The sequence below is a fragment of the Frigidibacter sp. ROC022 genome (assembly GCF_024723735.1).
Classification (GTDB): Bacteria; Pseudomonadota; Alphaproteobacteria; order Rhodobacterales; family Rhodobacteraceae; genus SLM-1.
The window spans coordinates 20,607-42,665 of sequence record NZ_JANQDU010000007.1; the positions used below are offsets into that span (position 1 = coordinate 20,607).

Sequence of the window (22,059 nt, forward strand, 5' to 3'; positions counted from 1 at the left end):
GTCAGGCCGCCACAAGCACCTCGACACTGGCCTTGTTCAGGGCGGCTTGCATCGCAGGGTCCGGCCGACGGTCCGTCACGACCGAGGCAAATGAGTCCAGCGCTCCTACATGCGCCATCCCGGTGGTGCCGAGCTTGGCGCCGTCGATCACCAGATGCGCCCGGTCGGCGCGGCGCAGCATGGCGCGCTTGATCGCGGCAAAGCCGCGCACGGTTTCCGAGACGCCTTCGGGCGTCAGGCCGGAAGCGCCGATGAAGCAGCGGTCGAAATGGTGACGGTCGATGAATTCGATCGCGTCGGGGCCGACGACCGCGGCCTCGGAAGGAAGGAAGTCGCCGGGGCAGAGAATGACCTGGGCGCCGGCGCTCTGGCCCACGGCCATGGCGATCGGCAGGCTGTTGGTCAGCACCGTGCACTGGGTGCCTTCATAGGCGAGGAAACGGGCCATCTGCAGCGTCGTCGATCCGGAATCGACCATCACCGAATCACCGGGTTGCACCAGCGCCGCCGCGCGGCGGCCGATCCGTTCGCGCTCCTCGACCCGGGCCTGGTTGCGTGCATCGAAATCGGGATACTGCTGGTGCGAGGCGACAGTGGCCCCGCCATGCGCGCGGCTCAGCAATCCCTTCTTGCTCAGCGCGTCGAAGTCGCGGCGGATGGTTTCGGTGGAGACGCCGAAGCGTTCGGCCAGTTCCGCAATGCGGACATGCGGATAGAGCTTCAGCTCCAGCAGAATGCGTTCGCGTCGCTCGGCCTTGCGAAGCCGCGGGCGGGATGTTTTATTTGCCTGGTCCAGCATAGTCCCCCCAGATTGCCCGCAACCTTGGCTTGATCGGTCGGATTTCGTCAAGCTTTGTGGTTAATCGCACATCTATGTAACGTTCTTGTTGCATAGCGCAAACTGTGATGTTCGTATCTGGCGGCAGGACGCGACGAACAGCGAACACGCGCGGAGGCCGGGCGGCCACCGCCGGAGGAACCGATAAAATGAGACGGAACAGCTCGATTCTACGGGCCATGCGCGGCATGGCGGCAGTGCGATGACGATGTTCGCTCTGCATCTGGCAGGGGCGGTGGCGCTGCTCCTTTGGTCGGTGGGACTGGTCCGCACCGGGGTCGAGCGTGGCTTCATGGCGCAGCTGCGGGCCAGCCTGCGCCGGGCCGCGAAACGTCCGGTTTCGGCGGCGATGGCCGGGGCGGCCTCGGCGGTGGCGCTGCAGTCCTCGACCGCGGTGGCGATCCTGGTGGTCACCTTTGCCGCGGCCGGCAGCCTGGTCCCGCCGGTGGGTCTTGCGATCATGCTGGGCGCCGATGTCGGGTCGGCCGTGGCGGCGCAGATCCTCTTTGCGCCGGTTCAGGACATCGTGCCGATTCTGCTGCTCGTCGGGGTGGTGCTGTTCCTGCGGGCGCGAACCCCGGCGCCGAAGCAGTTCGGCCGAATTCTGATCGGGCTGGCACTGGTCCTGGTCTCGCTGACCATGATCCGCGAGGCGACCGGGCAGTTGCGGGACAGCGTGCTGGTCGGGATGGTGGCGGAATACCTGTCGTCGGACCTGATCGCCTCGTTCGTCCTGGGGGCGGCCTTTGCCTGGGCGATGCATTCCAGTATCGCGGCGGTGCTGACCGTGGTCACCTTCGCCGCACAGGGCGTGCTGCCGGCGTTGCCGGCCGCGGCCCTGGTGCTGGGCGCGAATATCGGTGGCGGGCTGATCCCGGTGACGCTGACACTGACGGCGCCGGTCGCGGCGCGGCGGATCGTGCTGGCGAATTTCGCGGTGCGCGGCGGAGGCGCGGTGCTGGGCCTGATCATCCTGATCGCGTTGGCGCCGGATCTGGGGCTGCTCGGCGGCACCGCCTCGCGCCAGGCGATCAACCTGCACCTGGCGTACAACATCGTGCTTGCCGTGGCCGGGCTGCTGGTCCTCAACCCGGCGCTGCGGTTGATGGCGCTGCTGGTGCGCGAGCCCGCGCAGCCGGTTGATGCCAGGGTCAGTTCGCTGGACGAGTCGGCGCTGCAGACCCCCGACCGGGCGCTGGTCTGCGCGACGCGGGAACTGCTGGTGATGGGCGAACGGGTGCACGGGATGCTGGTCCCGGCCCTTGGCCTGTTCCGCAACTGGGACCCCGAGGTCGTCGAGGCGATCGAGAAGGGCGAGGAAGAGGTCGACCGGCTGCATTTCCAGATCAAGCTCTATGTCAGCCGGTTGCAGGACACGAGCCTGACCGGTGAGCAGTCGCAGCACGCGCTGGACCTGGTGACGCTGGCCAACAATCTGGAAGATGCCGGCGACCAGATATCCTCCAACCTGGTGGAACATGCGCGGCGCATGCAGACCGAGGGGCTCTCCTTCTCCGAGGACGGCTGGCGCGACCTGACCGACTTCCACGACTGCGTGCTGTCGAATGCCCAGCTGGCGCTGAACGTGCTGATGACGAATGACGCGGATTCGGCGCGGCAGCTGGTCGAGGAGAAGGACCGGATCCGGCAGCTGGAACAGACCCTTCAGGCCCGCCATTTCGCCCGGCTTCGCAGCCGCAATCCGGTGAGCATCGAGACCAGCAACCTGCATCAGGAGACGATGCGGGCGCTGAAGCAGATCAACACGGCCTTCTCGCTGGTCGCCTATCCGATCGCGCGCGAGACCGGCGACCTGCTGTCGAGCCGCCTGGCCGGGAACGCCGCACGGGCCCGCTAGGCTGGGCGTCCCGCGCGGGGGCGGCAGCCCCGCAGCTATGCGGGAATGCCGTTGTGCAAGGGTTGCCCTGCCGGTCTACTTCGCGTTCGCGGCCTCACCGACATTGTCGACGCCGCGCTCTTCCAGAAGCGTCGTCAGCCAGTTCGAATCCATCTCGGGCACCGAGGACAGAAGAAGGTCGGTGTAGGGATGGTGCGGCGGGGTGAACATCTCGTCCTTCGGCCCCTGTTCGACGATCTTGCCCCTGCGCATCACAACGACCTCGTCGGCGATCGAGCGGACCGTCGCCAGGTCGTGGGTGATGAACATGTAGGCCAGGTTCAGCTCTTTCTGGAGCCGGTCGAGCAGCTTGAGGATGCCCTCGGCCACCAGCTGGTCCAGGGCGCTGGTCACCTCGTCGCAGATGATGAACGAAGGCTCTGCCGCCAGCGCCCGGGCGATGCCGATCCGCTGTTTCTGGCCGCCGGAGAGTTCCGGCGGATAGCGGTTGTAGAACTTGGCGGGTTCCAGCTCGATCAGATCGAGAAGTTCGTCCACCCGGCTCTTCAGCGCCGCGCCGCGCAGCTTGCCGTAGAACTGTGCCGGACGGCCGATGATCTCGCTGATCTTCACCTTCGGGTTCAGCGCCGTGTCCGCCATCTGATAGATCATCTGCGCCTGGCGCAGCTGGTCCTTGGTGCGGTTGTGATAATCGGCGGGCAGTTCCTCGCCGCGGAACAGGATCTTGCCGGCCGAGGGCGGCAGAAGCCCGGTGATGCAGCGCGCCGTGGTCGATTTGCCCGAGCCGGATTCGCCCACGACCGCGACGGTCATGCCTTCGTAGATGTCGAAGGACACGTCATCCAGAACCTTCTCGCCGCTCGTGTAGGAGGCGTCGACATGCTGGACCGAGATGACCGGCACCACATCGCCTTTGGGCCGCGACCGCTGCGGACGCTGGAAGCTGCGGACCGCCCAGAGCGACTTGGTGTAATCCTCCTGGGGTGATGACAGCATGGTGTCGGTGTCGGCGGTCTCGACCTCTTCGCCTTTCAGCAGCACCTTGATCCGGTCCGCCATCTGGGCCACGACCGCGAGGTCGTGGGTGATGTAGATCGCGGCGGTGTTGTACTCGTCAACGATGTCGCGGATCGCCGCCAGCACCTCGATCTGGGTGGTGACGTCCAGCGCCGTGGTCGGTTCGTCGAAGATGATCAGGTCGGGGCGGCAGGCCATCGCCATCGCCGTCATCGCCCGCTGCAACTGCCCGCCCGAGACCTGGTGCGGATAGCGAAAGCCGATCTCGGTCGGGTTCGGCAGCCGCAGCTTCTCATAGAGCTCCATCGCATCTTCCTGCGCCTGAAGCCGTTTCTGGATCCGGTACTGGACCGGGGCCTCGGTGTGCTGGTTGATGATCTTGTGGGCCGGGTTGAAGCTGGCCGCCGCCGACTGTGCGACATAGGCGATGCGCAAGCCGCGCAGCGCCCGCAGGTCGGATTTCGGCGTGGTGGTCAGTTCCATCCCGTCGAATTCGACCGTGCCGCCGGAAATCCGGCAGCCGTCGCGGGCAAAGCCCATGGCCGCCAGTCCGATGGTCGATTTGCCGGCGCCGGATTCCCCGATCAGGCCCAGCACCTCGCCCCGGTGAAGGGTAAGATTGACGCCGTGGACGATCTCGATCCATTTCTCGTCCGAGTAGCCTTCGATCCGCAGGTCGCGAACCTTCAGCAGGACGTCCTTCTTCTTTTCTTTCGTATCGGTCATGTCTTACTCCTTCAGTCCGGAGGCGCGGAACAGCATCCAGTCGACAACGAAGTTCACCGCCACGGTCAGCAGGGCAATCGCGCCGGCCGGAATGAGCGGGGTGACATCGCCAAACGAAATCAGGGTCGCGTTTTCGCGGACCATCGAGCCCCAGTCGGCGGTCGGGGGCTGGATACCCAGCCCGAGGAAGGACAGGCCGGCGATCAGCAGGAAGACGAAGCAGAACTCGAGCCCGAATTCCGCGATCAGCGGCGCGGTCGAGTTCGGCAGGATCTCCTTGCGGATCAGGTAGCCGGTGCCTTCACCGCGCAGGCTGGCGGCCTCGATGTAGTCCATCACCACCACATTGCCCGCGACGGCCCGGGTCAGGCGGTAGACGCGGGGCGAGTAGATGATGGCGACGATCACCACGATGACCAGCATGCTGGTGCCGAAGATCGACAGCATCAGCAGCGCGAAGATCAGCGAGGGGACCGACATGATGACATCGGCGCCGCGGCCCATGATCTGGTCGAGCCAGCCCTTGCGGACCGCCGCGAAGAGCCCTGCAATCGCGCCGATGAAGAAGGCCAGGATCGTGGCCGCCAGCGCCAGGCCGACGGTGTTGCGGGCGCCATAGACGATGCGGCTGAACACGTCGCGGCCCAGCTGGTCGGCCCCCAGAAGCATGTTGGCATCCGCAGGGGCGAAGGCCGACGAGATCACCTCGGCCTCGCCATGCGGCGCGATGACCGGCGCGAAGATGCCCATGACCGCGTAGATGAAGATCACGAAGAGACCGAAACTGGCGGTCAACGGCGCGGTCTTCAGGGCCCGGGACATGTCTCTTGGCAGGGTCAGGACCAGGAATTCGCGCCAGGCGTAGGAGGTGCCGGCCGCCAGGGCGATGATCCCGGCCAGAACGGTCACGAACCAGAGTGCCGGCTGGCCGCCGATGATGCCCATCAGGAAGCACACCAGCGTCAGCGTGAACAGCAGCAGGAAGAGCGACCGCTTCTGATAGTAGGCTGCCAGGCAGGAGCTGCCGATCAGCAGCGCATAGAATCCGATGACAAAGTAATTCATTGGGCTGCCCTCATTTCGGATGCCGCAGGCGCGGATTGGTCAGGATCGACCCGACATCGGCTGCGAGATTCAACAGAATGAACGTTGCGGCGAAGATCAGGCAGCAGGCCTGAACGATCGGGAAGTCGCGTTTCGACACCGCATCCACCAGCAACTGGCCGACGCCGGGATAGACGAAGACGACTTCGACCAGGACCACGCCGGTGATCAGGTAGGCGAGGTTCAGGGCAACGACATTGATGATCGGGGCAAGCGCGTTCGGCAGCGCGTGGAAGACGATGACCTTCCAGGACGGGACGCCCTTGAGCCGCGCCATCTCGATATAGGGCGAGGCCAGCAGGTTGATGATCGCGGCCCGGGTCATGCGCATCATATGCGCCATCACGACCAGCACCATGGTCAGCGCCGGCAGGAAGGTTCGATACAGGAGATCGCCGAAGGACATGTCGCCCTGCAGGCTCGAGATCGCCGGGAACAGGCCGGTCTTGACCGAGAGATAGAGGATCAGGACGTAGCCCAGAAAGAACTCAGGCGACGAGATCGCGGTCAGCGCCAGGATGTTGGCGACCCGGTCGAAGACCGAGTTGCGGGCCAGGGCGACGAGGATGCCGAGGATGATGGCCAGCGGCACCGCGATGGCGGCGGCGTATGAGGCAAGGAACAGCGTGTTCAGCAGCCTCGGGCCGATGGTCGAGCTGACCCTCTCGCCGGTGACCAGCGAGTTTCCGAAGTCGCCGGAAATCGCGCCGGTGAGCCAGTGGAAATATCGCACGATGGCCGGTTGATCGAGACCCATCTGTTCGCGCAGCGCGGCCAGGTTCTCGGGGGTGGCGCTTTGACCCAGCACCGCCTGAGCGATGTCACCGGGAAGCATTTCGACGGCCCCGAAGATGAGGATCGAAATCACGAAAAGCGTCACAACTCCGAGGGCGAGCCGTTTCAGGATGAGACTAGCGACGTCACCCATTGTTCCCTCCATTCCTTCCGCACCGTGGCGGCTTGTTCTTCTTGTTGCTTCGGGGTTTCGAGATCCCTCCCCGAGGTAGGGTGCGACGGCCCCGCAGGGCCGTCGCCGAGTCGTGTCGGGACCGCCTGTCGGCGGCGGTCCCTGCTAGCTCAGGCGAACCACCAGCGGCTCGGGGCGCGGGCACCGTCGCAGGCCCAGCTCGCGGCCAGGTCCGGGTTGTGCTGCACCTTCGTGGAGTGCGCGAAGACGAAGTTGTTGAAGAACGGGATGATGGTCCCGCCGTCGTCATGCATCAGAAGCGACATTTCGCGGTACATCTCGGCGCGCAGGTTCTGGTCGAGTTCCGCCTTGGCTTGCAGCAGCAGTTCGTTGAACCGCTCGTTCTGCCAATGGCTCTCGTTCCAGGCAGCGTCCGACTTGTAGGCCAGGGTGAACATCACGTCAGGCGTCGGACGTGCCCCCCAGGAGACCGCGGTGAACGGCTTCTTCAGCCAGACATCCGAATAGTAGCCGTCGTTCGGCTCGCGCACGACGTCGATGTTGATGCCCGAGGCCTTGGCCTGTTCCGAGTAGAGCACGCACATGTCGACCGCACCCGAGAACACGCTGTCCGCGGTGTGCAGGCTGATCGACATCCCTTCGGCGCCGGCCTTCTTCAGCAGGGATTTCGCCTTGTCGGGGTCGTATTCGTGCTGCGGAATGTCCGTCGGATAGAAGGGCTGCACCGGGGCGATGTGGAAGTCGTTGCCCATGGTCGCGGCACCGAAGGCGATCTTGTCGATGATCTCCTGCCGATTCATCGACAGTTTCAGCGCGGTCCTGACATCGACGTTGTCGAAGGGTGCGGTGTCGCAGAACATCGGCATGGTGATCGCGGCGCCGGAAGGCACGTTGTCCACCTCGATGTCCGGGCGGCGTTGCAGAAGCGCCAGGGTCTTGAGCTCGACCAGCGAGACGCAATCCACATCACCCGTCACCAGCGCGGTCTGGCGCGCATTCGGGTCGTTGAGGATCAGCATCTGGACCTTGTCGAACCAGGCGCCTTCGCCATGCCAGCCATCGTGACGGCTGAGCGACCAGCTGACGCCGAATTCACCTTCGTCGATCTTGTAGGGGCCGCAACCGTCGGCGGATTCCCAGTCGATCGTGCCGTCGTCATTGGCCGGGCAGATCGCCAGGTGGTAATCCGTCATCAGCCAGGGCAGGTCGGCGTTGCCGCCATCCAGGGTGATGACGATCGTGGTGTCATCCTTGGCGGTGATGTCGGTGACCGAGGTCAGCAGCGCCTTGGCCGCCGAACTGGTTTCGCCGCGGTGGTGGTTCAGCGAGGCGACCACGTCATTCGCGGTGACCTTGCGGCCGCTGTGGAAGCTGGCCTTGTCGGTGATCTTGAAGGTCCATTCGGCCGCGTCCGGGGTCGCCGACCATTCCGTCGCCAGATCCGGCCCGAGCGAGTTGTCGGGATTGATCATCGTCAGATAGCTTCGGTACTGGTGCGCCAGGAAGATCATCTGACGGGTCACATAGGTGCCGGGATCGTGGGTATCCGAGGTGTTGCCGTCATGGATGCCCCAGCGGAAGGTCCCGCCGCGCTTCGGTTCGGCCCGGGCGGCGCCGGTCCACAGGCCGGTCGCGGTGGACGCGGTCAGGCCCGCGGCCATCGAGCGTTGCATGAATGAACGTCTCGATATCCGGCCTTCGCGGGCTTCGGCCGCGAGTCCGTCCATGAGGTTCGGCTTCTTGAAATTGGTCATAACGTCTCCCTGTGTCTCTGATTTTCTTGTCGCCGGAGGGCACTCCCCTATGGCCCCCTCGCCCAGCTCTCCGGCCCTCTCGTCATTGGCGAGGTCTGAAAGCGACATCGTCATAGGAAACCACGAAAAGCCGCAAACTTCTAGACCATGAGCCGAGGAATTGCATTTCATTCTTATTTTCTATAGGTTTCTTGGAGTTTGACGGTTCAGGCAGAGCTGATTTCGGAAAAGCCAATGTCCAAAAAACGACATCTGACCCGGGCAAGAAACGAAGGTTTCCCCTTCCGGGTCCCGGCTGCGCAAGGGCCGGGGGCGGCCCCGGCGGGCGCGCGGGGCGCGGGGTCGGACCGGCCTGATCCGGCGTGATGGAACAGGCGCAGGACGTCACGGTTGTTCTGATTGACGAGTTCCCGCCGTTGGCCCTGTCCTGTGCCCTTGCCCCCCTGGCTCTTGCCAATCAGCTGAGCGGGCGGACCCTGTTCGCCTGGCATCTCACCTCGGTGACCGGGCGCGAGGTGACCAGCGCGAACGGCTATTCCTTCCTGGTCGATCGCAGCTTTCAGCCGACCGATGCGAACGGGCTGCTGCTGGTCCTGTCGGGGGCCAGGGTCGAGCGGGTCGCCACCTCGCAGCATGTGAACTACCTGCGTCGCGAGAAACGGCGCGGCACCCGGATCGGTGCGCTCTGTTCCGGCGCCTATGTGCTGGCCCGGGCCGGCATGCTGGAAGGGGTGCGCACCGCCGTAAGCTCCGACCTTCACGATACATTCGACGCCTTCTTTCCCGATGTCCCGGTCACGAGCGCCGGCTTTGTCGCGGATGAACGCTATTACAGCGCCTCGCATGCCAAGGCGGCGCTCGACCTGATGCTGGCGCATGTCGAGTCGCGGCACGGCAAGGGGCTGGCGGGGCGGATTGCCGACCAGATCGTCGAATTCGGGGTGCGCAGCGTGGCGACCGAGGTGAGTTCCTTCCTGAAGGTCTCGGGCGCCCAGAAGAACGCCCATCTGGCCGAGGCGATCCGGCTGATGGCGGCGGCCTATGGCGCCTCGGCGCCCTCGGCGGCCGAGATCGCCGGCAGCCTGGGGATCTCGCCACGGCAGTTGCAGAGACTGTTCCGCGAGAATCTGAACCGGACCCCGAAAGGCTATCTGACGCATCTGCGGCTGTCCAAGGCGCGGGAAATGCTCTTGCAGCACAACATGCCGATCAGCCAGATCGCCGATGCCTGCGGCTTTGGTTCATCCGCCAATTTCTCCCGCGTCTATCGCCGCGAGTTCGGCGTGTCCCCGGCCTCGCATCGCAAACCGGCGGACTGAGCGGCGGCGACGGCGGGCGGCCCGGAGCGCCCGGGTAAGCCGTGGCCTCCCTGCATCAACACCCGCGAAGAACATGCCCTGGCGCCACGGGGCTATTCACATCCCGATGGGCCAAGTGCCAACCATGCACCGACTTTCGACCTGGACCACTCGACCGGGGCCGCTCGGCAAGACCGAACGGGCGGAACTTCAAAGTGTCCCGGCTGCCTCCAGCGAATGGGGATGACTGCATGACGGAACAACAGAGGCAGGAAGAGCAGAGGCTGAACGATTGTCTCGCCCGGATCGACGCCAATCTTGGCGTGATCGGCTCGCGCCTGGCCGAGTATCAGCGTGACATTCAGGCCGCCCACGATCACATGTGGGAACATCGCCGCGACATGGATCACCTCGACAAGGCGGCGATGCGCCAGTCGATCGACCAGATGATGCGCTCTTCGGAGGTCTTGCGTGCCCAGGCGGTCAAGCTGGAGAAGCTGCGCAAGTCACCCTATTTCGGTCGTTTCGATTTCCGCCGCGCCAACTGCAACGAGACGGCGGTCCATTACATCGGCATCCACGATTTCCGCGATGAGGAAACGCAGGACCCGTGGGTCTATGACTGGCGCGCGCCGGTGTCGGCGCTGTTCTACGACTTCGAAACGGGACCGGCGCAGTATGTTGCGCCGTCCGGCACGATCGCCGGCGACCTGACCCTGAAACGGCAGTTCCGCATCCGCGACAGCGAGATGGAATTCATGCTGGATGTCAGCCTGAACATCGTTGACGACGTGCTGCAGGACACGCTGGCGCAGACCAGCGACGACGGCATGAGGAACATCGTTGCCACCATCCAGCGCGACCAGAATGCGATCATCCGCGATGCCGAGGCGCATACGTTGATCATTCAAGGTGTGGCGGGATCGGGAAAGACCTCGATCGCGCTGCACCGCATCGCGTTCCTGCTCTATCGCTTCAAGGATACGCTGACCTCGTCCGACATCCTGATCATTTCGCCGAACCGCGTGTTCGCCGACTACATCGGCAACGTGCTGCCCGAACTGGGCGAGGAATCCGTGCCCGAGATCGGGATGGAAACCCTTGCGGCGCAACTCCTGGGCGACAGGATCCGTTTCCAGACCTTCTTCGAGCAGACGGCGCTCTTGCTGGAGACCGATGACGAAGCCATGAAGGAGAGGATCCGTGCCAAGGCGGCCCCCGAATTCCTGCGCCTGATCGAATCCTATGCCCAGCACCTGGAAAAGACGTCCTTTCAGCCCCGGGACATCACGGTCCGCAGGCGTCCCTTGCCGGGCTTCGTGTTCGAGACCACCTGGCAGCGGCTGAAGCGGCTGGACCTGGCCGAGCGCATCGTGGCCTGCGGGAATGCGGTGATCGATCAGTTCGAAGCCCAATACAGGATCGAGCTTGGCAAGGAAGAACGCGCCGTTGTCCGCAAGGCGGTGCGCGACATGGTCAACCGGACGACGCTGCGCAAGGCCTACAGGCAGTTCTTCGACTGGATCGACCGGCCGGAGCTGTTCCATCCGAATGGCGGAATGCTGGAATATGCCGATGTCTTTCCCATGATCTATCTCAAGATGCTGACCGAAGGGGTCGAGAACCCCTATGCGGGAGTCAAGCATCTGCTGGTCGATGAAATGCAGGATTACACGCCGGTGCAATATGCCGTGCTGGCGCGGCTGTTCCAGTGCCGCAAGACGATCCTGGGCGATGCGACCCAGTCGGTGAATCCCTACAGCGCCTCGACGCCCGAGCGGATCGAAAGCGTTCTGGAAGGCGCGTTTCGCGTGACGCTGAACAAGAGCTACCGTTCCACCTGGGAAATCATGCAGTTCGCTCTCGGCATCTCGCCCAACCCGGATCTGATCGCGATGGAGCGTCACGGGCCGGCGCCGGACGTGCAGGTGGTGAAGACGCAGAAGGACGCCGTGGCACGCATCGCGGACATCATCCGGGAGTTCCGCAGTTCGGACCATGGCAGCCTGGCCGTTCTGGCCAAGACGCAGGCGCAGGCCAGGCGACTGCAGAAGGCGCTGTCCGGGATGGGCGTTGACACCCGGTTGCTCGAAGAGGGAAGCACCGGCTTCTCCACCGGCGTCATGGTCTGCACGCCGCACCTTGCCAAGGGGCTGGAGTTCGATCAGGTCGTCATCGCCGATGCCAGCGCTCGGGTCTATTCGACCGAGATGGATCGCAATCTGCTCTATGTCGCCTGCACCCGGGCGATGCACCGTCTCAGCGTGATTTCGGTCGGCGAAACAACCGATTGCCTCAGGACAGCGCAGTTCGTCGGTGCTTGAGCCCGCTGCTTGCCGGCATTCGGGTCCGGCCCGCGGCGCCCGGCCCGATGCGGGATCGCCTGCTTCCCGAGCCGGCTCTGTGGAGAGCAGGCATGGCGCAAGTCGTCGAGGTGATGTGGAGGCGGGTACCGGAATCGAACCGGTCTACACGGATTTGCAATCCGCTGCGTAACCTCTCCGCCAACCCGCCGGAGTGCTGGTTTCATTATGGTTTCGCGCAGGGGCGGTCAAGCGGTTATCGGTGCGGGGTGGGCGGGGGTCCGGGCCGCGGCCGTGTGGCCCCGGGGCGCGGGTTGCCCGTGGCCGGACCGGTAGGGCGGCGCAATCCTCTTCCGGTTCGAACGGCAGCGCCGGCGGCCGGTGCCACGCCATCGCCACAATTCGACGTTCGGACATTTTGGCCGGGACCTTGGGCGGTAAGCGCTCGGACCTTCGGTCGAGAGGGCTCGGACTTTGGTCTGAATGGCCCTGAATCGGCGGTTGAGCCGTCTAGGCACCGCAGCGCAACTCGTTGAATATTCGAACGGATCAAAGATGATCCGAACCGAACCCGGTGTTTCTTGGGGGGGCTCCGGTTCAAGAAAGCGATAGGAGCTTACGATGAAGATTGGGATAGCAATTCCCCTGTTCATGACACTCGGCCTTGCACCGCCCGCGCAGGCGCTGGACCTGGGCAATGCGCTCTCGGTTCTGTCGCTTGGCGATGGCTCCGTCGGTGCGCTGGCGGGTGAGGGGATTCCCCTGGACGGGCTGGCCAGCCTCAGCTTCGCGGGCAAGGCCGTCGTCTCCTCGCCGGACACCGCACCTCTGGTCGACGCGACGCTGCTGGGCGCGCCCGAGGAAGACGGGCATCGGACCGTGGCGAACGTGAAGGTCGGCACCAGCGACCTGCTCGGCAGCGGCCTGCTGGACGGCGGCCTGCTGGGCGGCGACGGTGATCTGCTGGGCGGCGTGACCGAAACGGTCTCGGGCCTGACCGGTGGCGTCCTGGACGGCGACGGCGGCCTGCTGGGCGGTGACGGTGATCTGCTTGGCGGCGTGACCGAAACGGTCTCGGACCTGACAAGCGGCGTCCTGGGCGGCGATGGCGGCCCGCTGGGCGGCGTGGGCGAAACGGTTTCCGGTCTGACCGGCGGCACACTGGGCGGCGATGGCGGCCTGGTTGGCGGCGTGACAGACGCGGTTGGAAGTCTCACCGGCGGCCTTCTTAACTGAAGAGCAACCCTGCCACCTAAACGCCGGTGAACCGCCGCGCCGAGAAATCGGCGCGGCACTTCTTTTTCTGGGGAGGTGATCCTGACGGCACGGCCGCCGGAGGGTCAGGATTCGACGAAACGTCCGGGCCGCGCTCCGCCACCCCGGCGCAACGGCACCAGCATCCGGGCCACGGGCCCGTGGCGGCGCATGTAGCGCTTGTAGAGCCGGTATTCGCGGGCGCCGCTGCAATTCGCTTCCTCGGTGCGGGCGCGCAGGAAGTAGATCGTGTTGATCCCGATCAGCGCCAGCGTGTTGCCCAGTGCATCCAGAGGCGACACCGCCAGGAAGGGCAGCTGGATCAGCCACATGGTGAGGTTCTTCGACACATAGGCCGGGTGCCGGAGCAGCGCGTAGGGTCCGCGATGGACGGTGCCGCGATAGGTGACATTGGAAAAGCGAATCCCGAAGCTCACGGTGCTGAGGACATAGAGGCAGAGCAGCAGCAGGATCATGGACCCCCAGAGCTGATAGGCCAGCGGATGGGCCTTCAGCAGGCTGCCCCAGACGATGTCGTCGTCATAGGCCAGGTATTCGCGCCCGATGACCTGCCAGAACGGTGCATAGCAGATCAGGCAGACGAGCCAGCCCTTCACGCCCCGCTCGGCCCAACGCACATGCGCGCCCAGAAGCCGGGTCGCCACCGCATAGCCGATGATCGCAAAGCAGACATCGACGAAGAACAGGTAGCGATAGGCGTATTCGTAGAAGGCGGTGAAGGACTGGAAGTCACCTGATGCCTCGCGAAAGAAGATCCAGTCGTCCAGACCGTAGCAATACATCAGCGGCAGGAAGAAGAACTTGACCGCAGAGGCGCGGAGGAAATCGCCGATCTTCTGCGGATCGCCGGTCGTGCCGAGACTGCAGACCCATGTGCCGAAGGCGTGCAGCTGATCGTGCGGTTCGGTCAGCAGCCGGTCGGCCAGGACGACATATGCCGCCAGGCCCAGGGCGATCGGCACCGCGTTGTCGAAGACCTGCAGGGTGAAGCGCTGATACCAGGGGCTGAGGTAGAGCGGCACGGTTGCATAGAGCGTTGCAGCGCCCAGCAGCAGCGCACCCAGGCCGACCAGCTTGACTGCAATCCGCGTCCAGACCGCCCCGTCGGGGCGGGTCGGTGCCAGAGTCACCCCGGCCTCGGGTTGCCGCCAGGTCTGAAACAGGACGAGGTCGCTGATTGCCATGACGGCGAAGACGGACAGCAGGAACAGGTTGTAGTGCAGCTCGGCCGAGCCGCCGATGCCTGCCGGCCAGTACACAAAGCCGGCGAACAGCGTCGCCAGCCCGAGAAGCCCGGTCAGCAGCGGCGGTGAGTTGCGGAAGTGACGGGCGCGGCTGTGGGGGCGGGCCATGTTCTGATGCTCCGGTTGCCGGGGTCGAGCGATGGTCGCGACCCCGTGAAATGGATGGCTCAGAACTGGTTCCGGGCCAGTGTCTCCTGGATCTGGGCGATGGTGGCGGAAGTCTGGACCAGGCCGGTCCCGATCCGGCCGCGGGCTCCGACAACCACGCAGTGGCGTGCCCGGTCCCAGACCGATCCGGTCTGAATCCAGACGGTGACCAGTTCCAGCCTGTTGTCGATCATTGCGCCCTCGACAGGGCCGATCGGTCGTCCCTCGCGGTCCAGCGCAAGGTAGCCGTTGAACGCGCTCGAATTTCCCCGTCCCGGGGCGCAGCGCGGGGGCGTGGTGGGAGAGGCTACCGGCATGGCCCTGGCAGAGGGCTCAATGACCACGAGTTCGGGCAGCTGGATGCCGGACGGGGCCTCGTCCTGCGCAGACGCCGGGATCGTGACCGGTCCCGTCGGGCCGGGTTCCTCGGCGCTGTCGCGGGGCTGCTGCCGTGTTCGAATTTGATGCTTGTCCCACTGCGTCGAAAGGGCATCGCCGCCATTACCGATGCCCAGCACGCTGTTAACTGTGGCGAGGTCCAGGCTTTGTACCGGACCGGTCCCGGCAAGGAGCATCGCGGCACCGATCAGCGTCCCAAGGGGCGCGCCGCGCTTGATCCGGGGTAATTGCATTTGCGCCTCCGTCAGTTTGGTTCCGCCACCGTGGTCGATCGGAAAAAGCCCCGGCCGCAGGGCAGATCGCGGCCGGGGTAGTGCGGTGGTTAGCGCGAAAGCGCGGCGACCAGCGAATCGCGGGTGGCGCTGACCACGATTCCGTCCTTGGTCGCCTTGCCCGACTTGGTCGTGTACTCGACACAACCACCGCGAGGCGCGATCACCGGGTCCACTGCCAGGCGAACCTTGACCAGGTCGCTGCCCTCGACATAGGCGCCGACGATGGTCCCGAGCCGCACGCCGTTCAGGTCGAGAACCGGAACGCCGTTCAGGACGGTGTAGTTGCCGGCGGCCGGGCAATGACCCGATCCGGCATATTTGCGCGGCGCGGGCGTGGGGGTTCCCGGAACGCCCGAGGTGCCGGAAGCACCGGACGAGCCCGAGCTGCCCGACGAACCGGACGACCCGGAGCTACCCGAGGAGCCCGAACTGCCCGAGGAACCGGACGACCCAGAGCTGCCCGACGAACCGGAACTACCCGAAGAGCCCGAACTGCCCGAGGAACCGGACGACCCGGAGCTGCCCGACGACCCGGAGCTACCCGAAGAGCCCGAGCTGCCGGAGGAACCCGAACTGCCCGAAGAACCGCCACCGACGCCGACACCGACGTCGATCCCGCCGCCGCCGATGCTGACGCCCACGTCGATGCCGCCCGAAGAGCCGCCGCCGACACCAACGCCGACGTCAACGCCGCCATTGCCCGCGTCGACGCCCGCGTCGACAACCGAAGAGCCGCCGACGCTGACATCCGCGTCGACCACCGAGGAACCGCCGACGCCGACATTTGCATCGACACCGCCGACGCCCACACCGACGTCGAGCCCGCCGTCGGAACCGCCGCCGACCGAAACGCTGACGCCGCCGAGATCGAGGTCAAGCGCGAGACCCGCAGCCGGAACGGCCAGAATTGCGCCCAGTGCGAACGCCGAATTGCGCAGCATCCCCTTCAGCGAAGTCCCCAAATTGCTTTGGGTCTCCAGTTTCCTATTTGCCATTTTCAATACTTCCTTCCATTCAACGAAGCGTTCCCAGACCTCCCATTGATCCGGTCGGTCGATGTGCGGCCGACGAGAATGTCGCCGGCCGCTCCTGCACGTCCCCGTCGCCCGGGGGGTGGCGAAGGGTCCGAAAATGCCGGCCCGGCTTCTGGCCCGTGCAAATGTCGGGCTGTCTTCCGGGGTCCGCACAGCCCATGACGGGCGGCCGGGTCCAGCAATCCGTGCAGATATCGATTCAACCGAAACCACTTGGGTGCTACATGGCGTATCTCACTGGATACACACATAAACTACCGTGACCGGTGCCGTTGCAGGAAGCCTTGAAACCGCCGATCCATTCAACCAGAGCGCGTCATAGCACCAAAGGACCATGCCGGTCATACCATGCTCGGAGGGCCGTTCGAATTCCTGCGGGCACGGGCCGATGCCGGTTCCGGTACGAGACCGTCCAGCTGTCGTCCGCGGCCCTCGGCGCGCCGGGCCAGGCACGAATCATTCCCCTGTTTCCTTTCCTTTGAAACCTGGTTTCTTGGCCGCCCTGCAGGCCCTGGCGATCAGAAAGCCATTCCACAAAATTCGTCTCGATGCCCGGACGTTTTCACGCACGCGCTACAAACGGACATTCGGACACGATGGGCCGTATTTCCATCCATCGTTAGCTGGATGGAAATAGTCCGCGGGGTGTGTAGGCCTAAAGATCGACCAAAGTAGGCTATTCGGAAACCCCGGGAACGGTGAGATTCGGGCAGGGGTGGCGCAACGGGTCGCTCGACCATGCCGCGCAATGCTGCGGTCAAGGGAAATGGGGCCGTGGAAAGCAACGGTGGAAGTCATTGAATTCGAATTGCGGAATATAACGGCTATTCGGGGGCGAAGACGGCTGTATTCAGCATACCCCTGGCGCCCGGCATCGGTCGGGCGCAATCCGATACCGTTTCGGAAATTCTTCGGGACGGGGGCGGAAATCGGCCGGCCGGTTCTTTTCTGGAATCAACGCAGCGGGAGCGGTCGAAATCGCCACATATATCAGGAAGTCACGGCGGCAATCGCCGGCACGACTCCTGGTGCCGGGCTTCGGTGCCATCCGTCGGCCCGGGTCCCGGGATCGACGCGACGCAGTTCGTTGGACGATGCCGGAGTTCTGGCGAGGTTAAACTCCCGGTTGCGGTTGAGCCCCGATTGGGTCGGGTTCGTCGGGAGCCTTGCGGGAAAGCACCGGGCCGGGGCCCGGTTTGGCGGCGGCGGTCTGCGCGAGTCATCCGAACGGCAGGCAGCGGCCGACATGAGTCTGCACTATACATATGGAGAGAGTGCGGGGGCGGAATGCCAGGGGCAGCGCAATCCCCATGAATAAAGGGATTCCCGCCCTGACGGGGCAGGAGGCAACGCCTGTGTCCGCATCTGTCAGACTTGGTCGGAATTGTGGCCGGTTTGTGGCGAAGGCGGGTATTCCCCGCAGTTTTCGGTGCAATCCTGCCCGGCTGCCGGTCATCGTTTCCGCGCTGCGCCCGGGAATGCATGCGACCTTTGGACTAGAGGCGCCAATTCTCCTGTTCGGACGATTACCCGCAGCGGTTGCGCGTGCGACCTTGCCTGCAAGTGCTGAAGAGCGGCACCAGGAAGGACGGTATCGGTACAATGGATGATCGCATCACAACAATGGTTCCTGGCATGATATTGGTCGCGACCGTCGCCGGGTTCGTCTCGGCGGTCGTCATGGCCGTGATGGGCGCGCCGATCTCAATGATGATCAAGGGCTACTATATCGCGGCCTGCATTGCGGCGCTTCTATTCTGGGTGCGCCCGCGTGTCATGGAATTGCTTGGCCGTCTGCGCATCCTTCTGAAAAGCGGGCACCGGGAAGAACCGGTCTCGAACGATCGGCTGGTCAGCTGAGGACAATCTGGGTGTGGGGCACCCGAGCCGGCATTGAATGGAATTCGATGCCAACAGGAATAAACCAGTAATCGCCGGAGAAACAAAATGGCTTATCAGGACCGTCCCCTTGCCGGACCACGCATCTCCTACCCGCGCCCGCTGTCCCTGCTGTCGGCCCTGGGTGCCTGGGCGCTCGGCTTTCTGGGTCGGGAGGAGCGCGATGTGCGCGACGTGCCGCGTGTTCGGGCCGACGAGGATGCCGGGTTCGAACTGCTGCGCCGCGGGGCGCTGAGCGACCGGAAGATCCTGGTTGTCGGCAGGGCCGGTGGCGAGCTGATGCCGCTGGTGCTGGGCATGACCGAATACGCGATCGACGTCCGGCACTTCGACAGCTTCGAGGCGGCCGCGCATCTGGTCTGGGAGCGGACCCAAAGCGAATATGTGATCGTCGTGGACATCGACACCTTCTCGTCCACCTCGGCCGCCGTGGAAGCCCTGCGGTTGTTCCGGCAGGCCCACCCCGGCACCGTCGTGGTCATTGCGTCGGCCTTTTTTGCCCGCCATGATTTCTCGGGCGAACGGCGCGCGATCGCGGATGCATCGGTGCGGCTGCCCTGCGGACGTGTCGGCATTTCTCTGGCAATTGCCTGCGGGATCGAGAATAACGAGGGTGCACCGGCCGATACGGCCCAGTGCCTTCGTGAAGGAACGCGTTGAAAGGCCTTGCCCCGCACGCTATGACGGTACACAACCAGAAGTATAAGGGCGGTTTCCGCCTGGGTTTTGTGGTGCTTGTTCTTAGCTCCGTATTCTGTGTGACGGCGGCCACTGCCGATAGCGGGACATTCATCAAGACGAGTGACGAGGACTTTCTGCAGATTGTTCGGGAAAAGGGTATCCGCACGAATTTTGCCGAGATCGTCGATGCCCTGGACCGAGAAGGCTACGAAGTCGTCAAGGTTGAGCAGACCCTTTTGAACCGTGTCCTGATCAGGGCGCGAAATTCATATCACCTGCGCGAGATCGTTGTCAGTCGCGCGTCGGGCCAGATTTTGAGGGACAGGATCATAGAGACGTTCGAACAGCCACAGAAACCAGCGTCGTCGTCGCTCGATCATATTCTGAAGACGACGCCGGGTGGCATTCGCCTTCGGGACGAGTGATGCACCAACCGCGGATCTCTGAGCCGCATGCACAGAACCACAAACATGAGCCCGGGCAGGGCCAGGTTCCCAATCGTGCGATGATCTGGTCGGGTCTGCGCTGGCCCGCCCTGATCGCGATCATTCTCGTCCTGCTCATTCAGGTGGCGAGCGCCGCATTCTTCACCATCAAGCTGCTGGGCGAGGTGTTCCTCTGGGACCTGGCGATGATCCCATGGGAGTTGCAGGAGCGGCTCGAGCTTCTGTCCAGCCTCGGCCTGCTCTGCGGCCTGGTCAGCAGCGTGGCCCTGCTGCTCATCTCGACCCGCCGGATGTCGCGAATCAACGATCAGCTCCATGCGGCGGCGGGGCAGTTCCAGTTCTACATCGACCGCCAGTTCGCCGAGTGGCAACTGACCCCGACCGAGCGTCATGTGGCGATCCTGGTCATCAAGGGATTCAGCAATTCCGAGATCGCAGGGCTCAGGGGAACCACCGAGTCGACGGTGAAGTCGCAACTGACCTCGATCTTCCGAAAGGCCAACCTGAGCAGCCGTCAGCAGCTGGTGGCCTGCGTGATCGAGGACCTGGTGGCCGCCGTCCCCGAGACCTGATCCCGGGGAACTGGCCGAACCCGTTTGGCGCGGCATTTTGCCAACCTTTCAGGGGGGCTTCCGAAGTCATCATGCGTTGCCCCCGGTTCCCCGCTGTGGCAATGAAAGACTCGGACCGCCTTACACTGGACCAGAACATGCCCAGCTTTTCCGAACTCCGCACGATCATGGTGGACACCCAGGTTCGCACGGCGGACGTGACCAAGTTCCCCATCATCGACGCCATGCTCGACGTACCGCGCGAGGCCTTCGTGCCCAGCAACAAGCGCGATGTCGCCTATGTAGGCACCAACCTGCCCCTGTCGGCGGATCGCGTGGTGCTGGACCCGCGTACCCTGGCCAAGATGCTGGACGCGCTGGACATTCGGCCGGACGAACTGGTGCTGGATGTGGGGTGCGGGCTTGGCTACTCCTCCGCCGTCATCGGGCGCATGGCCGAGGCTGTCGTGGCGCTCGAGGAAGACGAAGGCATGGCCGCCGAGGCCGAGGCGGCGCTGACCTCGGTCGGGGCCGACAATGTCGCGGTGGTGACCGGCCCGCTGGCGGCCGGCGCGGCCAAGCATGGTCCCTACGATGTCATCACGATCCAAGGCGGTGTCGAAGCGCTGCCCGACGCGCTCGTCGCACAGCTGAAGGAAGGCGGCCGGATCGGCTGCATCTTCATGCGGGGCGGGCTGGGCACGGTCCGCATCGGTCACAAGTCCGGCGACACCCTGGACTGGCGCTACGCCTTCAACGCAGCCGCGCCGGTTCTGCCCGGTTTCGCCCTGATCCCGAGTTTTGCATTATGAGCTTTCATTCATCCCGTTCCCTGCCGCGTTTCCTGACCCGCTTTGCCGCCGTGGCGGTGGTCGCGATCGCCGCCGCAGCCCCGCTGCGGGCCGAAACCCTGACCGACGCGCTGATCTCGGCCTACAAGAATTCCAATCTGCTGGAGCAGAACCGCGCCCTGCTGCGTGCCGCCGACGAGGATGTCGCCACTGCCGTCGCCTCGTTGCGGCCGGTGTTGAGCTATGCCGCTTCGGCCAACCGGAGCTATGGCTCCCAAAGTTCCAGCTTTTCCGCCACGTTGACGCTTTCGGCCGATATCATGCTGTTCAACTTCGGCCGGTCCCAGATGGCCGTGGACCTGGCCAGGGAATCGGTGCTGGCGACTCGCGAGGCGCTGGTGAGCGTCGAGCAGAACGTCCTCTACTCGGCGGTCGATGCCTATATGAGCGTCATCAGCGCTGCCGAATTCGTCGCCCTGCGGGAGAGCAACGTCCGGCTGATCACGCAGGAACTGCGGGCGGCTCAGGACCGGTTCGAGCTGGGTGAAGTGACGCGCACCGACGTGTCTCTGGCCGAGGCCAGGCTGGCACTGGCGCGCGCCAACCTGGCTGCCGCCCAGGGCGACTACAACGCCGCCCGCGAACGCTACAAGGCCGCCATCGGCCATTATCCGGGCCAGCTCAGCCCGCCGCCCGCCGCGCCGCGGACCGCCAAGACGGTGGAAGCCGCCCGCAGCATCGCCATGCGCATGCATCCGTCGATCCTGCAGGCACAGCGCGAGGTCACGATCAACGAACTGTCGATCGAGATCGCCAAGGCGGCGATGAAGCCGGCGCTCACCGCCGGTGCCAGCACCAGCCTGATCGACGGGGGCACCACGTCATCGTCGCTGAATCTGACGCTCTCGGGTCCGATCTATCAGGGCGGCAAGCTCTCGGCCGCCTATCGCAAGGCCATCGCCCAACGCGATGCGGCGCGGTCGGGGCTGTTGCAGCAAAGCGTGCTGGTCGAACAGAACGTCGGCATCGCCTGGTCGCAGGTCGCCGTCGCGGCGGCCCAGCTCGAGGCGAGCGACCGGCAAATCCGCGCCTCGACCGTTGCCTATCGCGGGGTCCGCGAGGAAGCCACCCTGGGCGCACGCACCACGCTGGACGTGCTGAATGCCGAACAGGAACTGCTCGACGCCAAGGCCAGCCGGATTTCGGCCTACTCGACCTATTACACCGCCACCTATGCCCTGCTGCGGGAAATGGGCCTGTTGACGGTCGATCACCTCAAGCTCGGCATCGTGACCTACGATCCTGAAGGCTACTACAACGCCGTCAAGACCGCCCCGGTGCGCAAGGTCAGCCCGCAGGGTCAGAAGCTGGACAGGGTGCTGAAAAGCATCGGCAAGAACTAGGCTGTCGCCTGACAGGGCCACATTCAGTTGTGTGAACAGGGCGGATCGACTACCATATTTCCGAGGTGACGTGCAGGGAGCCGGACGT

The 22,059-nt window shown here is 64.6% G+C and carries 18 protein-coding genes and 1 tRNA gene; 10 read left to right on the top strand and 9 right to left on the bottom strand.

What is annotated here, in order from left to right:
• Window position 1 precedes the first annotated feature (1 nt).
• Window positions 2–799, bottom strand: coding sequence for a DeoR/GlpR family DNA-binding transcription regulator (locus tag NUW50_RS20250; RefSeq protein WP_258291003.1), 798 nt, complete (start codon window positions 797–799; stop codon window positions 2–4).
• A gap of 241 nt (window positions 800–1,040) precedes the next feature.
• Here NUW50_RS20250 and NUW50_RS20255 point away from each other — a divergent pair, with 241 nt between their 5' ends.
• A complete protein-coding gene (locus tag NUW50_RS20255; protein WP_258291004.1) occupies window positions 1,041–2,696 on the top strand; it encodes a Na/Pi cotransporter family protein in 1,656 nt (551 codons plus the stop codon).
• Between the two features lie 75 nt (window positions 2,697–2,771).
• Here the strand turns inward: NUW50_RS20255 and NUW50_RS20260 are convergent, their stop codons facing one another.
• The 4 genes from NUW50_RS20260 to NUW50_RS20275 all read right to left on the bottom strand — a co-directional run bounded on the left by NUW50_RS20260 (window position 2,772) and on the right by NUW50_RS20275 (window position 8,225).
• The gene (locus NUW50_RS20260; RefSeq protein ID WP_258291005.1) at window positions 2,772–4,439 is read right to left on the bottom strand and encodes an ABC transporter ATP-binding protein; all 1,668 of its coding nucleotides are present in this window, start codon (window positions 4,437–4,439) and stop codon (window positions 2,772–2,774) included.
• Window positions 4,440–4,442: 3 nt separating this feature from the next.
• Window positions 4,443–5,504 carry an ABC transporter permease gene (locus NUW50_RS20265; RefSeq protein ID WP_258291006.1) on the bottom strand — a complete coding sequence of 354 codons (1,062 nt, stop codon included), beginning with the start codon at window positions 5,502–5,504 and terminating at the stop codon, window positions 4,443–4,445.
• A gap of 10 nt (window positions 5,505–5,514) precedes the next feature.
• Window positions 5,515–6,471, bottom strand: a complete 957-nt coding sequence (locus NUW50_RS20270; RefSeq protein ID WP_258291007.1) for an ABC transporter permease — start codon at window positions 6,469–6,471, stop codon at window positions 5,515–5,517.
• A gap of 149 nt (window positions 6,472–6,620) precedes the next feature.
• Window positions 6,621–8,225 (bottom strand): ABC transporter substrate-binding protein, encoded by a 1,605-nt coding sequence (locus tag NUW50_RS20275; RefSeq protein WP_258291008.1) that lies wholly within the window; start codon window positions 8,223–8,225, stop codon window positions 6,621–6,623.
• A gap of 365 nt (window positions 8,226–8,590) precedes the next feature.
• Between NUW50_RS20275 and NUW50_RS20280 the strand changes: the two genes are divergently transcribed.
• Both NUW50_RS20280 and NUW50_RS20285 read left to right on the top strand, forming a co-directional pair.
• Window positions 8,591–9,544, top strand: a complete 954-nt coding sequence (locus tag NUW50_RS20280; protein ID WP_258291009.1) for a GlxA family transcriptional regulator — start codon at window positions 8,591–8,593, stop codon at window positions 9,542–9,544.
• A gap of 230 nt (window positions 9,545–9,774) precedes the next feature.
• On the top strand, window positions 9,775–11,847 hold the full coding sequence (locus tag NUW50_RS20285; RefSeq protein WP_258291010.1) for a HelD family protein: 2,073 nt from the start codon (window positions 9,775–9,777) through the stop codon (window positions 11,845–11,847).
• Window positions 11,848–11,963: 116 nt separating this feature from the next.
• On the opposite strand, the gene NUW50_RS20290 is transcribed toward NUW50_RS20285, so the two are convergent.
• A tRNA-Cys gene (locus NUW50_RS20290) sits at window positions 11,964–12,037 on the bottom strand.
• Between the two features lie 410 nt (window positions 12,038–12,447).
• Here NUW50_RS20290 and NUW50_RS20295 point away from each other — a divergent pair.
• Complete coding sequence (locus tag NUW50_RS20295) at window positions 12,448–13,062, top strand: hypothetical protein (RefSeq protein WP_258291011.1); 615 nt, start codon at window positions 12,448–12,450, stop codon at window positions 13,060–13,062.
• Between the two features lie 104 nt (window positions 13,063–13,166).
• On the opposite strand, the gene NUW50_RS20300 is transcribed toward NUW50_RS20295, so the two are convergent.
• The 3 genes from NUW50_RS20300 to NUW50_RS20310 form a co-directional block, all read right to left on the bottom strand.
• Window positions 13,167–14,453, bottom strand: coding sequence for a hypothetical protein (locus tag NUW50_RS20300; RefSeq protein WP_258291012.1), 1,287 nt, complete (start codon window positions 14,451–14,453; stop codon window positions 13,167–13,169).
• A 59-nt stretch (window positions 14,454–14,512) separates the two neighbouring features.
• Complete coding sequence (locus NUW50_RS20305) at window positions 14,513–15,124, bottom strand: hypothetical protein (protein ID WP_258291013.1); 612 nt, start codon at window positions 15,122–15,124, stop codon at window positions 14,513–14,515.
• An 89-nt stretch (window positions 15,125–15,213) separates the two neighbouring features.
• Window positions 15,214–16,161, bottom strand: a complete 948-nt coding sequence (locus NUW50_RS20310) for a hypothetical protein (protein ID WP_258291014.1) — start codon at window positions 16,159–16,161, stop codon at window positions 15,214–15,216.
• 1,641 nt (window positions 16,162–17,802) lie between these two features.
• Here NUW50_RS20310 and NUW50_RS20315 point away from each other — a divergent pair.
• From NUW50_RS20315 to NUW50_RS20340, 6 genes are all read left to right on the top strand, one after another.
• Window positions 17,803–18,060 (top strand): hypothetical protein, encoded by a 258-nt coding sequence (locus NUW50_RS20315; RefSeq protein WP_258291015.1) that lies wholly within the window; start codon window positions 17,803–17,805, stop codon window positions 18,058–18,060.
• 87 nt (window positions 18,061–18,147) lie between these two features.
• The gene (locus NUW50_RS20320; RefSeq protein WP_258291016.1) at window positions 18,148–18,759 is read left to right on the top strand and encodes a hypothetical protein; all 612 of its coding nucleotides are present in this window, start codon (window positions 18,148–18,150) and stop codon (window positions 18,757–18,759) included.
• Window positions 18,756–19,205, top strand: coding sequence for a hypothetical protein (locus tag NUW50_RS20325; RefSeq protein WP_258291017.1), 450 nt, complete (start codon window positions 18,756–18,758; stop codon window positions 19,203–19,205). The genes NUW50_RS20320 and NUW50_RS20325 overlap by 4 nt, the downstream gene beginning before the upstream one ends.
• Window positions 19,205–19,798, top strand: a complete 594-nt coding sequence (locus tag NUW50_RS20330; protein WP_258291018.1) for a helix-turn-helix transcriptional regulator — start codon at window positions 19,205–19,207, stop codon at window positions 19,796–19,798. Before NUW50_RS20325 ends, NUW50_RS20330 begins: the two co-directional genes overlap by 1 nt.
• 137 nt (window positions 19,799–19,935) lie before the next feature.
• Window positions 19,936–20,589: a protein-L-isoaspartate O-methyltransferase family protein gene (locus NUW50_RS20335; RefSeq protein WP_258291019.1), complete on the top strand. Its 654-nt coding sequence runs from the start codon at window positions 19,936–19,938 to the stop codon at window positions 20,587–20,589.
• Window positions 20,586–21,971: a TolC family outer membrane protein gene (locus tag NUW50_RS20340; protein ID WP_258291020.1), complete on the top strand. Its 1,386-nt coding sequence runs from the start codon at window positions 20,586–20,588 to the stop codon at window positions 21,969–21,971. Before NUW50_RS20335 ends, NUW50_RS20340 begins: the two co-directional genes overlap by 4 nt.
• The last annotated feature ends 88 nt before the right edge of the window (window positions 21,972–22,059 follow it).

Bases quoted from the DNA above. Each gene is read 5' to 3' on its own strand.
- NUW50_RS20315 (WP_258291015.1), top strand. From the start codon at position 17,803: ATGGATGATCGCATCACAACAATGGTTCCTGGCATGATATTGGTCGCG.
- NUW50_RS20305 (WP_258291013.1), bottom strand. From the start codon at position 15,124: ATGCAATTACCCCGGATCAAGCGCGGCGCGCCCCTTGGGACGCTGATC.
- NUW50_RS20285 (WP_258291010.1), top strand. From the start codon at position 9,775: ATGACGGAACAACAGAGGCAGGAAGAGCAGAGGCTGAACGATTGTCTC.
- NUW50_RS20330 (WP_258291018.1), top strand. From the start codon at position 19,205: ATGCACCAACCGCGGATCTCTGAGCCGCATGCACAGAACCACAAACAT.
- NUW50_RS20335 (WP_258291019.1), top strand. From the start codon at position 19,936: ATGCCCAGCTTTTCCGAACTCCGCACGATCATGGTGGACACCCAGGTT.
- NUW50_RS20255 (WP_258291004.1), top strand. From the start codon at position 1,041: ATGACGATGTTCGCTCTGCATCTGGCAGGGGCGGTGGCGCTGCTCCTT.
- NUW50_RS20310 (WP_258291014.1), bottom strand. From the start codon at position 16,161: ATGGCAAATAGGAAACTGGAGACCCAAAGCAATTTGGGGACTTCGCTG.
- NUW50_RS20280 (WP_258291009.1), top strand. From the start codon at position 8,591: ATGGAACAGGCGCAGGACGTCACGGTTGTTCTGATTGACGAGTTCCCG.
- NUW50_RS20295 (WP_258291011.1), top strand. From the start codon at position 12,448: ATGAAGATTGGGATAGCAATTCCCCTGTTCATGACACTCGGCCTTGCA.
- NUW50_RS20275 (WP_258291008.1), bottom strand. From the start codon at position 8,225: ATGACCAATTTCAAGAAGCCGAACCTCATGGACGGACTCGCGGCCGAA.
- NUW50_RS20265 (WP_258291006.1), bottom strand. From the start codon at position 5,504: ATGAATTACTTTGTCATCGGATTCTATGCGCTGCTGATCGGCAGCTCC.
- NUW50_RS20320 (WP_258291016.1), top strand. From the start codon at position 18,148: ATGGCTTATCAGGACCGTCCCCTTGCCGGACCACGCATCTCCTACCCG.
- NUW50_RS20300 (WP_258291012.1), bottom strand. From the start codon at position 14,453: ATGGCCCGCCCCCACAGCCGCGCCCGTCACTTCCGCAACTCACCGCCG.
- NUW50_RS20260 (WP_258291005.1), bottom strand. From the start codon at position 4,439: ATGACCGATACGAAAGAAAAGAAGAAGGACGTCCTGCTGAAGGTTCGC.
- NUW50_RS20270 (WP_258291007.1), bottom strand. From the start codon at position 6,471: ATGGGTGACGTCGCTAGTCTCATCCTGAAACGGCTCGCCCTCGGAGTT.
- NUW50_RS20340 (WP_258291020.1), top strand. From the start codon at position 20,586: ATGAGCTTTCATTCATCCCGTTCCCTGCCGCGTTTCCTGACCCGCTTT.
- NUW50_RS20250 (WP_258291003.1), bottom strand. From the start codon at position 799: ATGCTGGACCAGGCAAATAAAACATCCCGCCCGCGGCTTCGCAAGGCC.